The following is a 13,787-nucleotide window of genomic DNA, read 5'->3' as shown; positions in this document are numbered from 1 at the left end:
TTTTCTTCAATATGTATAAAATTTCTAACTAAAATTTATGACTTGCTACTGTAGCTTTGAATAGTATATCAGTAGCCTCACCGGGTTCGCCTCGTTATTGGTAACAATGGCGCGGTATGGGCGCACCTCAGGGCGAATTATGGTCGTAGACCTTTCTCCTGAAGCGGCTGATACAGCACCCAGCATCAGGCCATTGTTTGACTTGATGCCCATCATCACACCCTGCAGGTAGCTGGTCACGTTCATAGTATAATAATCCACGCCATTTTTGCGGCTGCTGGCCACCAGGGCCGGGTAGTTGGTAAACAATGGATTAATACCGTCTACCTGCACGGCGCGCACAGTGCCGGAAATGTCTTTCAAAAACTCGTTCGCGCTGTTGGTCTCATACAGAACCAATTGCGGTGGTCTCGGCAGGTTGTTGGCCGAAGAAGCTGCTTTGACAGGTATGATCAGCTCGGCCCGGTTGATGATCAGGTTGCCCGGAAGGTCCTTGAGTTTATCCAGGTAAGGGAAAGTGATCTTGCTGAGCAACTGCGTGCCCGCCTGCACATAAGAGTCGCCGCCTGTCTCGGTGGCAGGTATAAAGCTGCCGTCAGTCTGCAGCGCCGCAACAGCGGTGCCCGTGCGATCGGATGATAGCTGCGTGAAGAAATTGCCGGCGCCCATCAAAAAGTTATGCTGCTTGGCCGTGCCTTCCGCCGTTGTGTAATGCAGTGCCAGGCTGGAGTTGGTGCTTGTCAGGGTCAGGCCCACGATACTTGCATTCGCATCCTCAGGCACTGTCAGCGCGAGGCCCTTGAAGAAGTTTCGGAAGCCAGCCTGATCAGCCAAACCCGCCTGGCCGGACTGGGCCATGAACTCGTTTGCCAGCTCGGGGCTCAGCTTTATCCTAATTAGTCGTGTCTTTTTGGTCGTGGCCCCATTCGTGGTCTCGGTATCTATGCGGGGAACGAAAGCCCTCGAGCCAACCGGAGTTGCTTCATAAGGGAAAGGGGTGGTCGTGAAGTAGGACGTTCTTTCATCAAAAGTACCGGTCAGGCGGTGCACGTTTACCTGCATCGCCTTCAGGGTGTCCGCATACTTAAACGCATAGTCCAGTGTGAGCACCAGCGAGTCTGCCCTGGCGCCCGCGCCAAAGTTCAGGCTAGTGCCATTGAGCGACACTTCCGTGATCGTGCTGGCGCGCACCTTACCCAGCACCGGATCAACATACTGCCCCAGCAGAGGCGGCTGTGAACGGAACGCAGGGATCGAGTCCCCCTGAAAAACGGTTCCGGTCCGGATGGTAAGGGTGTCGGTGAACTCCGTGCCTATCAGGTTTTCGTCCTGAAGTTCGAGTCCGATGTCTTTTGGGTCTTCGCAGGCTGTGAGAGCGGCAAATGAAAAGAAGAAAAGGAATAATCTTCTAGCGGCTGAGTTCATTATATAGGTTGAAGTATGAATCACACAGGTTGTCGTCGGCACTGATGGTATTGATGTTCTTGTTTGTCTCAACGAATTCGCTGAACAGGGCATTGATGTTCTCGCTGAAGTTCTCGTTTGTCTTGATCACAGAGTCAGCGTATTCCATGCCCACCTTGATAAAGCTGTCCAGGTCCGCTTCCTGCAGTGAGGCCAGCATGCTGTTGTCGATATCAAGCATTTTTACTTTTTCGAGCAGGTCGCCTTCAAACTTGTGCTTGTACTCGTGGTTGTAAACCGTAAAGATAGACTTCGAATCCTTAAAGATCGGGTCTTTTTTGTAAGTAGTTTTCAGGTACAGTGGAATCAGACCGGTCATCCAGTCGTTGCAATGCACGATGTCCGGCTGCCAGCCCAGTTTCTTCACTGTTTCGAGCACGCCCTTGCAGAAGAAGATGGCACGCTCGTCGTTGTCCTGGTGGAAGTTGTTGTTCTTATCCACAAAAACGGACTTGCGCTGGAAATAGTCTTCGTTATCGATAAAATATACCTGCAGCTTGGCATTCGGGATAGAAGCTACCTTAATAACCAGCGGTTTCTCGTCATCGCCCACGGCGATATTGATGCCCGACAGGCGAACTACCTCATGCAAACGGTTTTTACGCTCGTTTATTATACCGAACTTTGGCACGAAGATGCGGATCTCCATACCTCTTTCCTGCATACTCTGCGGCAGCGTGTTCAGAAATTCTGCTACTTTAGTGGTTTGGAGGAAAGGAAGGATTTCGGTGGCGGCGTACAGGATTCGCAATTTAGACATGGGGATGTAATTAAAAAATTAATGAGCAACAGTAATGGGACGTGCAAAATTAGCACTTTTTATTCTAATTTTCAATTTAATGTTCTATAACCTACTTTTGCCGACTTTCAGCAATTGCATCTTTTATACCTATTAATATGGAAGTTATAGAGCGGGTGTCAGCCCTGAGAGCCATTGTGACGGCGCTGCGATGTGGCGGCAAGCGCATTGGTTTTGTGCCTACCATGGGCGCCCTGCACGAAGGGCACCTGCAACTCCTGCGCGCCTCGGCCCGCGAGAATGACATTACGATCTGTAGTGTGTTCGTGAATCCGACCCAATTCAACAACGCCTCTGATTATAAGCTATACCCCCGCTCGCTCGAGCAGGACATTAGCCTGCTGCAAACCGTCGGCTGCAACTACCTGTTCGCGCCGAGTGCGGAGGAAGTATACCCACAACAGTCTGTGCTGCAGTTTAGTTTCGGGGCGCTGGAGGCTGTAATGGAGGGCGAGCACCGGCCGGGTCACTTCAACGGGGTGGCCACTGTGGTGAGCAAACTGTTCCATATCGTGCAGCCGCACAAGGCCTATTTCGGGCAGAAGGATCTGCAGCAGGTTGCCATCGTGCGGCAGCTGGTGCAGACGCTGAGCTTCGACCTGGAGCTGGTATGCTACCCCACCGTGCGCGAAGCCGACGGACTGGCCATGTCGTCGCGCAACAAGCGCCTGAGCGAGGCGCAGCGGCAGCTGGCCCCGCAGCTTTACAACGCCCTGCAAACGGCGGCCGCCAGTCTGCAGCAGAAGCCCATCGCAACCATCAAAAGCGACATGGCGCAGCAGCTACAGCAATCGAACGAGATAAAGCTGGAGTACTTTGAAATAGTGGACCCGCTTACTCTGCAGCCGCTCCAGGATGTCAGCGGGCAGGAGGAAGTGGCCCTTTGCATTGCCGCCTATGTGGGCGAGGTGCGCCTCATCGACAATGTGCTCGTGAATCTAAAGGAAGGCTGATTTGTTTAGGATGGTGGAGGCTTAAGAAGATGCTGAGGCGCTGGTAGTTTATCTGCGGCTAAATGCATAACTTTGCGCCCTATTACAAAAATAAACCATGTATATTGAGGTTTTAAAATCAAAGATCCACCGTTGCCGGGTTACACAGGCGGAGCTGCACTACGTAGGAAGCATCACCATTGATGAAGACCTGATGGATGCCGCCAACGTGGTGGAGAATGAGAAAGTGCAGATCGTCAACATCAACAACGGCGAGCGCTTCGAGACCTATGTGATTAAGGGCGAGCGCGGTACCGGCACGGTTTGTCTCAACGGCCCGGCCGCCCGCAAAGTGCAGGTAGGCGATATCGTGATCGTGATCTCTTACTGCTCCATCAAGTTCGAAGACGCCAAAAGCCACCAGCCAACGCTCGTGTTCCCGGATCAGCACAACCGATTGGTGTAACGCCATTGCATGAGAAAACTGCTCTCTTTTCTGAAGTATAGCCTGCTTCTGGGGCTTTCCGCATTTCTGATGTGGTATGCCCTCAAAGAGCTCGACTTCGAAAAATTGTGGGCGGAGCTTCAGAACATCAATTACAGCTGGCTGGTGCTCTCTTTGATGATGGGCCTGGCCGCCTACCTGAGCCGGGCGTACCGCTGGTACATGCAGATACGGCCTACGGGCTATACCCCTTCCTTTCGGAATACCTACAACGCCATGATGGTGGGCTACGTGGCCAACCTCGTGCTGCCCCGTATGGGCGAGGTGGTGCGTTGCAGCATGCTCCGCCGAAGCGATGGCATACCTGTCAACAAGGCTTTCGGCACCGTTATCGCCGAGCGCATCATCGACATGGTCATGCTGCTCCTTTTCCTGGGGCTCACCTTTCTGCTGGAGGTCAACCGCCTCCGCGATTTCCTCTTCGGTCTTTTCACGGATAAGTACGCCAGCCTGGAGCAAAGCTTCGGGTCGCTATACCTGTTGGTTGTGCTGGTAATGGCGGTCGGTTTCGTATTCCTGGTGCTGGGGCTGCTATACCTGAACAGGCTGCGGCAAAACGCCTTCTTCAGGAAAACCGTCACCTTCGTGCGCGGCATGCTGCAGGGCGTGTTCAGCATCACCAAAATCGAGAACCAGGTTGGTTTCTGGGGCCATACCTTGTTTGTGTGGGGTATGTATTACGGCATGAGCCTTGTCGTGTTCTATGCTATACCTGCCACATCCGGTCTGTCGCCAACAGCCGGACTCTCGGTGCTCGTGATCGGTACGTTGGGTATGGCCGCGCCTGTGCAGGGCGGGGTAGGGGTGTACCACCTGCTGGTGCAGACTGTGCTATTACTCTATGGTATACCTAAAGAGGCGGGTATGGCCTATGCCCTGGTGGCGCACACTTCGCAGACACTTTTGGTAGTTGCCATGGGAGTGCTTAGTTTTATGACAGGAATGTTACAAAAGCCTGCCGTGGCGGAGGAGCTCGCGGAGGCAAACCCGCCTATACATGAACTCGAAAGATAAAATCCTATCCCTGCCCGACCTGCAGGAGCAAGTGCAGGCCTGGCGCAGCCAGGAGCAGAAGGTCGTTTTCACCAACGGTTGCTTTGATATTCTGCACCTGGGCCACGTCGATTACCTGGAGAAAGCACGACAACTTGGCGATAAATTGGTGCTCGGACTTAACACGGACGCGTCAATAAGCCGTATAAAAGGTCCAAGTCGCCCGCTGCAGGACGAAATGTCACGTGCACGGGTTATGGCATCGCTTTTGTTTGTGGATGCGGTAGTATTCTTCGATGAAGATACGCCGCTCGAACTGATAAAGGCTGTACAGCCCGATATTCTGGTAAAGGGCGACGATTATACCATCGAAAATATTGTGGGGCAGGATGTCGTTACTGCAAGAGGGGGCGAGGTGAAGACCGTGCCGCTCGTGAAAGGCTACTCCACCACGAATGTTGTTAAAAAGATTGAAAACCAAAATAAGTTATAATTAGGAGAAAGCTATGGCTGGAATATATTTAATAGGTATTCTCTTCATGGGCATCAGCATGTGGGTAAGCTGGAGACTGAAGAGCAAATTCAAAAAATATTCGGAGATTCCGTTGCAATCGGGCTACACAGGCCGCGAGATTGCCGAAATGATGCTGGCCGACAATGGCATACACGATGTGAAAGTGATATCGGTGGCAGGCCGCCTGACGGACCATTACAATCCGGCAGACAAGACCGTGAACCTGAGTGAGTATGTGTATGAAGCACGCAGCGCGGCTGCGGCAGCGGTGGCAGCACACGAATGCGGTCACGCCGTGCAGCACGCCAAAGCGTACAGCTTCCTGAAGTTCCGCTCGGCCATGGTGCCGGCGCTGAGCATCGCTTCGCGCTACATGCAGTGGATCATCCTGATCGGTATCCTGATGCTACAGACCACGCCTATTCCGCTGACGATCGGTGTGGCCCTTTTCGGCCTGACGACCATCTTCAGCTTTGTGACATTGCCTGTCGAGTTTGACGCGAGTAAGCGGGCCCTGGCCTGGATCAGCTCCAACAACATAGTAACGCAGCAGGAACTGGCCATGTCGAAAGACGCGCTGAAGTGGGCCGCCCTAACCTATGTGGTCGCAGCACTCGGTTCACTGGCTACGCTGTTGTACTACGTATCGCTGCTGATGGGCCGCCGCGACTAAGCTGGACATTATGCAACTTATAAAATAAACAAAGCGCCATCCGTTCGTTCAGAGCGGATGGCGCTTTTGTGTTATTGCACTAATTAAAACGGCAGCCTAACAAATATTCGTTAGGAGGGTTACACAGATATTACCAAATTTCATAGTTTTGTACTATAAACTATTAATCGCAGTCCTTTTATATATAAAAGCATGAATTTTCAATTAACTGAAGAACATTTGGCGGTGCAGGCTGCTGCCCGTGAGTTTGCACAAACAGAGTTGCTGCCTGGCGTAATCGAGCGCGACGAGCACCAGAAGTTCCCGGCTGAGCAGATCAAGAAAATGGGAGAGCTAGGCTTCCTGGGTATGATGGTGGATCCCAAATACAACGGCGGCGGCATGGACACCATCTCCTATGTGCTGGCCATGGAAGAGATCTCTAAAGTAGACGCTTCTGCCTCTGTAGTGATGTCGGTGAACAACTCGCTGGTATGCTGGGGCCTTGAGAAATACGGCACGGAAGAACAAAAGCAGAAATACCTGACCCGTCTGGCAACAGGCGAGATCATCGGTGCCTTCTGTCTTTCAGAGCCGGAGGCTGGTTCTGACGCCACTTCGCAGCGCACCACCGCCGAAGACAAAGGCGACTACTACCTGCTGAACGGCACCAAGAACTGGATCACAAACGGCAGCACGGCCTCCGTATACCTGGTGATCGCGCAGACAGACCCTGAGAAGAAGCACCGTGGCATTAACGCGTTTATCGTGGAGCGCGGCATGGAAGGCTTCCAGGTAGGTCTGAAGGAAAACAAGCTGGGTATCCGTGGCTCTGACACGCACTCTTTGATGTTCACAGACGTGAAAGTACCAAAGGAAAACCGCATCGGCGAAGACGGCTTCGGCTTTAAGTTCGCCATGTCCACGTTGGCAGGCGGCCGCATCGGTATAGCGGCGCAGGCTTTAGGTATAGCCTCAGGCGCTTTCGAACTGGCGGTGAAGTACTCAAAAGAGCGCAAGGCATTTGGAGTGGAGATCGCCAAGCACCAGGCCATCCAGTTCAAGCTGGCTGACATGGCCACCAACATTGAGGCTGCCCGCCTGCTTTGCCTGAAGGCTGCCTATCACAAAGACACACACCAGGATTATGGCATGTCCGGTGCGATGGCCAAGCTGTTCGCCTCAAAAGTGGCCATGGACACAACCGTTGAAGCAGTGCAGGTGCATGGCGGATATGGTTTCGTGAAAGAGTACCATGTGGAGCGTTTGATGCGTGATGCTAAAATCACACAAATCTATGAGGGTACTTCTGAGATTCAGAAAATAGTAATTTCAAGAGAATTACTAAAGTAATTTGGCACTTAAACCTTTGTTGCTGTGTTATTTAGGCTAAGGATATGGTTTATTGAATTAAAATTAAATATTTAAAATATTTTGAATTTTATAAAGATTAGCCTAGCTTTAGGACAAAATTAAAGGGTTTATAGTATAAAAGTTAGTTGGTAACACACATGGAAGATTACAATAAGATTATTGAGTCGCTTGGGGTGCGATTCATTAAAGCGAAAAATCTGGTGTTGCAGCAGCCGTTCTCGGTTCGCAACTACTACGATGTAGGCAACAACCTGATTCTGCTTCATAAAGGTACAATTTTCTTTGGTGAGGAGGAACAGATGGTAGAAGAGGGCGAACTGCTCTTTATACCGGGTGGGCGCAGCACAAAGGTAACCTATGGTTCCACGGACGGCCGCTCCATCACAAATGATGATCTGATCACCAACAGAGAGAAGTTCTTTAAGAGCAACAACGACCTCGACCTGATCGGCGACGCCGAAGAGAGCCACAGCTACGTGAGCTTCGAAGCAAAAGTGTTCGACTCTGTTAACTTCTTTGCATCGCTTGACCTGCCTGCTTTCCTGATCTCAGGAAACAACAAGCTGGCTAACCTGGTGATCAAGGTGGTGGAAGAGAACATGCAGGACCTGCCTGGCAAGGAGCGCCTGATCAGCATCTACACCGAGAACATCGTGGTAGAGATTGTTCGTCACATTCTGCGCAACAAAATGTTTGTGGAGCAGTTGGCCACGAACAGCACGTACTTCAAAGACCCGCGTCTCATCGACCTGTTCAACTACATCAAGGAGAACCTGGGCGGCGACCTGTCTAACAAAGTGCTTTCTAACGTTGCCAACGTGTCTGAGGACTATGTAGGCCAGTACTTCAAAATGCTGACAGGTATAAACCCACAGGACTATATAGAATACCAGCGTATGGAGCGCGCCGTGTTCCTGCTTCGCACCACGAAGAAGAGCATCCGCGAAATCGGTAAAGATGTGGGCTACAAAGACACAGCGTACTTCTGCCGTCGCTTCAAGATGATGTTCGGTATACCTGCCGGTAAGATGCGCCGTCGCGAATCAGCGATGAACATCTAAGGCTAGATTATAAGAAGCTATTGTATGAGAAACCTCGGCCAGAAAGCCGGGGTTTTTTTCTATGTGGTTGCCCACCACGATCACGTCGGCACCAGCCTCCAGCGCTGCCTGTGCCTTTTCCGCCGTGTCAATGCCTCCTCCCACAATAATGGGCGCTTCCACGGACTGGCGCACGGCTCTGATCATGTCCGCGCTGACAGGGTGCAGCGCACCGCTGCCGCCATCCAGGTAGATGTAACGCAGACCCAGGAGTTCACCGGCCATGGCCGTGCAGGCAGCAATGGCGGGCTTGTCATGCGGTATAGGCGTGGTGCCGCTCATGTAAGAAGCGGTGGTCTGGCGGCCGGATTCAACGAGGATGTAGCCGGTAGGGTATACCTGCAGCGCACTGGCCTTGAGGATGGGGGCCGAAAGCACATGCTGGCCGATCAGGAAGTCGGGGTTGCGGCCCGAGATAAGGGAAAGAAGCAGAATGCCGTCGGCCTGCTTGTCGATGTGCAGGCTGTTGCTCGGGAAAAGGATGACGGGGATTGTGCTGTTCTCTTTGATGAGCCGGATGATGGCGGCCTGGTTGTCGGTGGTGATGAGGCTGCCGCCGACAAAGAAAAAATCTACCTGGTGGGTTTCGCTTAGAGAGAGCAGGTTCAGGCAGGAAGCTTCGTCCAGATTATCGGGATCGATCAGGAGGGCGAAGTGCTTTCTGCCTGGTTCATGCTGCTGTCTGTTACAAAGGTTGTTGAATGGCATCCTCTTCTGGAATGGTATAAGCAATGGTCTCTATTTCAGTCACCTCAATAGGCGCTGCTGCAATATCGCTATTTTTAGAAACAGTGCTTAAGTATTCCTCCACCTTTTTCGTAAGGTATACAAGGAGCAGGGCCATTACCTGCTGGCTGATGACCTGCATCAGCTCAGGGCTTAAGAAGCTTTTGGAAACGCCGGTCTGTTGCTTCGGCTCACGCTGCGCATGCGGCATGCGCTCAGAAGACAAGGTATAGGCGTCTTCCTGCTCGTGTACAAAAGAGTCGTATCCGGCCACGTCCGCGTTGCTTGCGGTATAGCCGGCTTCCTGTCCGTACGCATACCTGTTGGAGCCAGGTGCGTCCGCCTCTTTTCCCGTGAACTTTGATTGCTTGGCAGCTTTCTTGCCCTTCAGCGTTTTAGCTTTTTTTTTACCGCCGCTGAACAGGCTTCGGAGCAGTAGTCCTGCCACCAGCACACCGCCGGCAATGGCGACCTTTTTGCCGATCTGCTGGCCCTGTGTCTTTATCTGGTCCACATCACCCATGAGCGCCTTCTTGTATTCTTCTTTCTGGCGCTCCAGCAGTTCCCGTTCATTGTCGAACAAAGGATTCGTTATCTCGCTCATATCTGATTTTCTCGTTTATCGGTTTTATAGATGGTATTGTCCAAAGCCTTGTCGGCCATACCCTGGAACACTTTTTTGTCGAGGCCAACCAGCAAAATTACAAGCACTACTACATAGAACAGGGCAATAATGCCGAAGCCCCAGAAAGAGCTGTCGAGCAGGTGGTTGAGCAGCAGCCCCAGGAAAATACTCACAAACAGAAAGCTCATCAGGCCAAAAAAGCCCAGCAGTACTCCATGTATAGCACCCACCATGGCTGCCTTCATCTTCTCCTGTATCTCAAGCCGTATAATGTCTATGCGGGTATCAATGTACCCCATGAGGTTTTCGATGAGGTTGGTGCTTTTTTCTCTTGTGCCGTTGTCGTTCATAGTGCCCAGCTTTTTTAGTGCTTTTTCTGTATACGGTAGTATATTAAAATATGTACGGAAGATGCAATCAGTTAAAGTGGTAGTACGGAATTTGCTGTATCTTGTCCGTGTTTACTTAACTTAAGTATTCCTTTTTTGTTACATTAGCCTCCTTGGATCATAACCTATATAGCATTCTGGGCGTGAGCCCTACGGCGTCGGCGCAGGAGATCAAACTGGCTTACAAGCAGCTGGCTTTGAAGTATCATCCTGACCGAAACCCGGGCGATGCGCGTGCCGAGGAATTGTTCAAAGTCGTTAATGCTGCTTACCAGACCTTGTCAGATCCGGGCAAACGTGCGCGCTACGACCTGCGCCTGCAGTACCTGCGCGAACAGCGGCAGGCCATACGCCAGCACCAGCCGCACCACAACCCCCGCTACCGGCAAACCCGGCCACCGGCTCCTGTGTCGGAGCGCCACTACCAGAACATACCCCGCCGCGAAGGCCGCCGCTTCGTGCGCAAGGACCTCTACATCACGCTCGGATTTTTCGCTTTCATGTTTGTCTTCAGTGTGCTGCTCAAATCCACCATGGACTACATCACGGGCGAAGACAGGTATAAGACGGCCCTCAGCTACATCGAGCATGGCAAGTACAGCAGTGCGCACAGCCTGTTGAATGATGCCATCTATTTCCGGCCAAAGCACGCGGATGCCTACCTGACGAGGGCGAGCATCTCGATGAACGTGTATGAGAATTACCGCGCGGCAGTGGAGGACCTGAACCAGGTGATCGCGCTGCAGGACAGGCCCTCAGCGGAAGTGTTTTTGATGCGGGGCAAGAGTCTCGCCAAGTTAGAAAAGTACCCGGAGGCCGAGCGGGATTTCGGGATAGCCCTCACGCTGGACAGCACCCTGCACACGGCGCAGCTGGATAGGGGGGAGGTGCGCTTGTTTTACCTGCAGAAGTTCGAGCCGGCCATCGCTGACTTTACCAGCTTTCTGCGCTATACCTCCAAAGGCGAATCGTGGGCAAACGCCCTGACCTTCCGGGGATTCGGGTACTACAAAACAGGAGACTATGCCGCCTCGGAGGCCGACTACCGGCAGGTGCTCCAGGCAGATAACGCCAATGGACGGGTATACTACCTGCTCGGTCGCACCGAGCTGGAGCAGGCGCAGCCCGACTCCGCCTGCGCGCATTTTAACGAGGCCTACCGGCTGGGCTACTCCGCGGCGCTGCTGGAGCTTCGGGCCAATTGTCGCTAGAAGTGCTTTAGCAGCTTCTGCTGCATTTTGTCACTGTCCCAGGTCTGCCCTCCCAGGTAGATCTCTTTTATCTCTCCTTCCGGGTTCAATATGTAGGTGGTCGGGTATACGGTCAGTTGCTGGTTGGCCAGGGGAGTGTTGGCTTTGAGATAGGTAAAGGAATACGTCTGCCGGCTTCGGAACTTCTGAAGCTTTTCCAACTCCTCATCCGACACGGTAACGACGGCAATCTTATCGGGGTGCAACTGCTGAAGGCGGTCCATAGCGGGCATCTCTTCGATGCAGGGCTTGCACCAGGTGGCCCACACGTTCAGCACCACCACTCTTCCCTTGTACTTGTCAATAGAGATGGGTTCGCCCTGCAGGCTGGTGAGTTTTAGCGACTGCCAGTCCACGCGTTGCGGCACTGTTTGGTTGAGCATGTAAAAGGCAAACACAGCAATAATGCTCGTAACGGCAAAGCCCACGGCATAGGCTGTCCAGAAGGTTTGTCGGCGGGTCATGGCTTAGATTTGGATGTTCTGGATGAAATACATGTAAACGAGTGCAAGCAGGAGCACCGTGCCGATGCCGGCCGACATGCCCGCAAAAATGGCGCTCCAGTAGGTTTTTTTCATGGCAGTAATTGGTGTTGTAACAGCTAAGTTACTAAAATGCAGGAAGAATTACAGGCTGAAAACAAATTAGACAACCAGTGGCTTTATATGAAGTATAGTAGGGGCAGTGGAAGTGAGAAGGGTATAAAAACAAAAAACCCTTACCGGTTAGGGTAAGGGTTTAAGCTGGTGGTGATGATTGGAATCGAACCAACGACACAAGGATTTTCAGTCCTTTGCTCTACCAACTGAGCTACATCACCAGCTCTGTTGTTGCCCCTTCTTTCGAAAGAGTATGCAAAAGTAGTAACCAAATTCGAAGTCGCAAACTTTCGGGCAAAAATATTTTAAAAAAGGGCCTCCGTATACGTTTATTCTCACTATTCTGCTATCTTTATCTACGAATTGGTATGTATAACGAATAATTCACCGTGATTCAACTCGAGAACATTATCTTCCTGATAGTAGCTGCCCTGGGCATTGGCCTGTTTGTATGGCAGATTCGCAAGATTCGCAAGAACATTCTCATAGGCCGTGACGTCGACCGGAGCGATAATCCCTCGGAGCGCATCAACAAAACCCTGCTGGTGGCCTTTGGGCAGCAGAAGATGTTTAAGCGTATGCTGCCGGCCGTGCTGCACCTGTTTGTGTATGTAGGCTTCCTGGTGATCAACATCGAAGTGCTGGAGATCATGATCGACGGGATCTTCGGCACGCACCGGGTGCTCGGTTTCCTGGGCCCGTTCTATGATGGGCTAATGGCCGTGAACGAGATTCTGGCTGCCCTTGTGATCATTGCCTGTGCCATCTTCCTGTGGCGTCGCAACGTGACCAAAGTGCCGCGCCTGGCAACCGGTGTGGAGATGCGCGCCTGGCCCAAGATGGATGCCAACGTGATCCTGATCACGGAAATTGTGCTGATGTTTGCCCTCTTTGCCTTCAACATCGCCGACCTGAAACTGGCTGCGCTCAACAACCATACCTTGCCGGGCACCTTTCCGGTGAGCAGCTCCTTTGTGAATATTTTTGGCAACGACGCCGGCACACTGGCGACCATCGCAAGCGTTGGCTGGTGGATCCACATAATCGGCATTCTGGCCTTTATGAACTACCTGCCGAGCTCCAAGCACTTCCACATCATCATGGCTTTCCCGAACGTGTACTTCTCCAAGCTGTGGCCAAAGGGTAAGTTCACCACAAACCCAGCCATCACGCACGAGATCAAGGCGATGCTGGACCCAAGCTACCAGCCACCGGCTCCGGAAATGGACGCGGAGGGCAACCCGATCGTGCAGCGCTTCGGTGCCAAGGACGTAGAGGACCTGACCTGGAAACAACTGATGGATTCCTATACCTGTACCGAGTGTGGTCGCTGTACATCCGTGTGTCCTGCTAACATAACAGGCAAGCTGCTCTCGCCGCGCAAGATCGTGATGGACACCCGCGACCGTATGGAAGAGAAGGGTGAGCATCCGGCCATCTTCGCCCCGAACCACTACAAAGAACTGGGCGTGGAGCGCGTGAAGACCACCGACGAGAAGACGCTGCTGCGTGGGTATATCACGCCAGAAGAACTCTGGGCCTGCACTACCTGCAACGCCTGTGTGGAGTCCTGCCCGGTGAACATCGACCAGCTGTCCACGATCATGGACCTGCGCCGTTACTTGGTACTCGAAGAGTCAGCTGCTCCGGCCTCAATTAACGCCATGTTCACCAACATCGAAAACAACGGCGCACCGTGGGCCTTCCCGTCTTCAGACCGCTTTAACTGGGCCGAAGAGTTGTATGTACCAAGTAAGAACTAGACAAAAGAATTTTTAGACATAGGACAAAAGACTTCATGATACTGGACCTGATAAAATGTCCTTTGTCTTTTGTCAAACAGTCCTTTGTCCTTTTCAAATACA

At 52.3% G+C, this 13,787-nt stretch carries 15 protein-coding genes and 1 tRNA gene; 9 read left to right on the top strand and 7 right to left on the bottom strand.

The annotated features are described in order from the left end of the window. Positions 1-45: 45 nt before the first annotated feature. Together IEV97_RS06625 and IEV97_RS06620 are read right to left on the bottom strand one after the other, a co-directional pair. Positions 46-1,425 (bottom strand): DUF4270 domain-containing protein, encoded by a 1,380-nt coding sequence (locus IEV97_RS06625; RefSeq protein ID WP_188500718.1) that lies wholly within the window; start codon positions 1,423-1,425, stop codon positions 46-48. Further along, the gene (locus IEV97_RS06620; RefSeq protein WP_188500717.1) at positions 1,409-2,224 is read right to left on the bottom strand and encodes a glycogen/starch synthase; all 816 of its coding nucleotides are present in this window, start codon (positions 2,222-2,224) and stop codon (positions 1,409-1,411) included. The genes IEV97_RS06625 and IEV97_RS06620 overlap by 17 nt, the downstream gene beginning before the upstream one ends. Positions 2,225-2,361: 137 nt before the next feature. Between IEV97_RS06620 and panC the strand changes: the two genes are divergently transcribed. The 7 genes from panC to IEV97_RS06585 all read left to right on the top strand — a co-directional run bounded on the left by panC (position 2,362) and on the right by IEV97_RS06585 (position 8,294). Continuing rightward, positions 2,362-3,216 carry a pantoate--beta-alanine ligase gene (gene panC / locus IEV97_RS06615; protein ID WP_188500716.1) on the top strand — a complete coding sequence of 285 codons (855 nt, stop codon included), beginning with the start codon at positions 2,362-2,364 and terminating at the stop codon, positions 3,214-3,216. A gap of 97 nt (positions 3,217-3,313) precedes the next feature. Continuing rightward, complete coding sequence (gene panD / locus IEV97_RS06610) at positions 3,314-3,661, top strand: aspartate 1-decarboxylase (protein WP_116545020.1); 348 nt, start codon at positions 3,314-3,316, stop codon at positions 3,659-3,661. A 9-nt stretch (positions 3,662-3,670) separates the two neighbouring features. Continuing rightward, positions 3,671-4,714 carry a lysylphosphatidylglycerol synthase transmembrane domain-containing protein gene (locus IEV97_RS06605; protein WP_188500715.1) on the top strand — a complete coding sequence of 348 codons (1,044 nt, stop codon included), beginning with the start codon at positions 3,671-3,673 and terminating at the stop codon, positions 4,712-4,714. Continuing rightward, entirely contained in the window at positions 4,698-5,186 is a 489-nt protein-coding gene (gene rfaE2, locus IEV97_RS06600; RefSeq protein ID WP_188500714.1) for a D-glycero-beta-D-manno-heptose 1-phosphate adenylyltransferase, read from the top strand. The genes IEV97_RS06605 and rfaE2 overlap by 17 nt, the downstream gene beginning before the upstream one ends. A gap of 13 nt (positions 5,187-5,199) precedes the next feature. Beyond that, the gene (locus IEV97_RS06595) at positions 5,200-5,880 is read left to right on the top strand and encodes a zinc metallopeptidase (protein WP_188500713.1); all 681 of its coding nucleotides are present in this window, start codon (positions 5,200-5,202) and stop codon (positions 5,878-5,880) included. Positions 5,881-6,072: 192 nt separating this feature from the next. After that, on the top strand, positions 6,073-7,212 hold the full coding sequence (locus IEV97_RS06590) for an acyl-CoA dehydrogenase (protein WP_188500712.1): 1,140 nt from the start codon (positions 6,073-6,075) through the stop codon (positions 7,210-7,212). Between the two features lie 158 nt (positions 7,213-7,370). Continuing rightward, positions 7,371-8,294 carry an AraC family transcriptional regulator gene (locus tag IEV97_RS06585; protein ID WP_188500711.1) on the top strand — a complete coding sequence of 308 codons (924 nt, stop codon included), beginning with the start codon at positions 7,371-7,373 and terminating at the stop codon, positions 8,292-8,294. On the opposite strand, the gene IEV97_RS06580 is transcribed toward IEV97_RS06585, so the two are convergent. Genes IEV97_RS06580 through IEV97_RS06570 form a run of 3 tightly spaced genes read right to left on the bottom strand, consistent with a single transcriptional unit; the run spans position 8,277 to position 10,034 of the window. Next, complete coding sequence (locus IEV97_RS06580) at positions 8,277-9,041, bottom strand: phosphoglycerol geranylgeranyltransferase (RefSeq protein ID WP_188500710.1); 765 nt, start codon at positions 9,039-9,041, stop codon at positions 8,277-8,279. The two genes, IEV97_RS06585 and IEV97_RS06580, sit on opposite strands and share 18 nt — an antisense overlap. Then, entirely contained in the window at positions 9,019-9,663 is a 645-nt protein-coding gene (locus IEV97_RS06575) for a hypothetical protein (RefSeq protein ID WP_188500709.1), read from the bottom strand. Before IEV97_RS06575 ends, IEV97_RS06580 begins: the two co-directional genes overlap by 23 nt. Beyond that, a complete protein-coding gene (locus IEV97_RS06570; RefSeq protein ID WP_188500708.1) occupies positions 9,660-10,034 on the bottom strand; it encodes a phage holin family protein in 375 nt (124 codons plus the stop codon). The genes IEV97_RS06575 and IEV97_RS06570 overlap by 4 nt, the downstream gene beginning before the upstream one ends. A gap of 152 nt (positions 10,035-10,186) precedes the next feature. Between IEV97_RS06570 and IEV97_RS06565 the strand changes: the two genes are divergently transcribed. Next, complete coding sequence (locus IEV97_RS06565) at positions 10,187-11,284, top strand: J domain-containing protein (protein WP_188500707.1); 1,098 nt, start codon at positions 10,187-10,189, stop codon at positions 11,282-11,284. On the opposite strand, the gene IEV97_RS06560 is transcribed toward IEV97_RS06565, so the two are convergent. After that, positions 11,281-11,787 (bottom strand): TlpA family protein disulfide reductase, encoded by a 507-nt coding sequence (locus IEV97_RS06560; RefSeq protein ID WP_188500706.1) that lies wholly within the window; start codon positions 11,785-11,787, stop codon positions 11,281-11,283. The two genes, IEV97_RS06565 and IEV97_RS06560, sit on opposite strands and share 4 nt — an antisense overlap. 280 nt (positions 11,788-12,067) lie before the next feature. Beyond that, positions 12,068-12,143: transfer RNA gene (locus tag IEV97_RS06555), tRNA-Phe, on the bottom strand. Positions 12,144-12,311: 168 nt separating this feature from the next. On the opposite strand from IEV97_RS06555, the gene IEV97_RS06550 reads away from it, so the two are divergent. Next, a complete protein-coding gene (locus IEV97_RS06550) occupies positions 12,312-13,685 on the top strand; it encodes a 4Fe-4S dicluster domain-containing protein (RefSeq protein WP_188500705.1) in 1,374 nt (457 codons plus the stop codon). Positions 13,686-13,787: the final 102 nt, after the last annotated feature.

Source organism: Pontibacter amylolyticus, from assembly GCF_014638845.1.
Lineage (GTDB): Bacteria > Bacteroidota > Bacteroidia > Cytophagales > Hymenobacteraceae > Pontibacter > Pontibacter amylolyticus.
The sequence above is the reverse complement of the archived record's forward strand: the minus strand, read 5'-3'. Positions and strand labels throughout refer to the sequence as shown.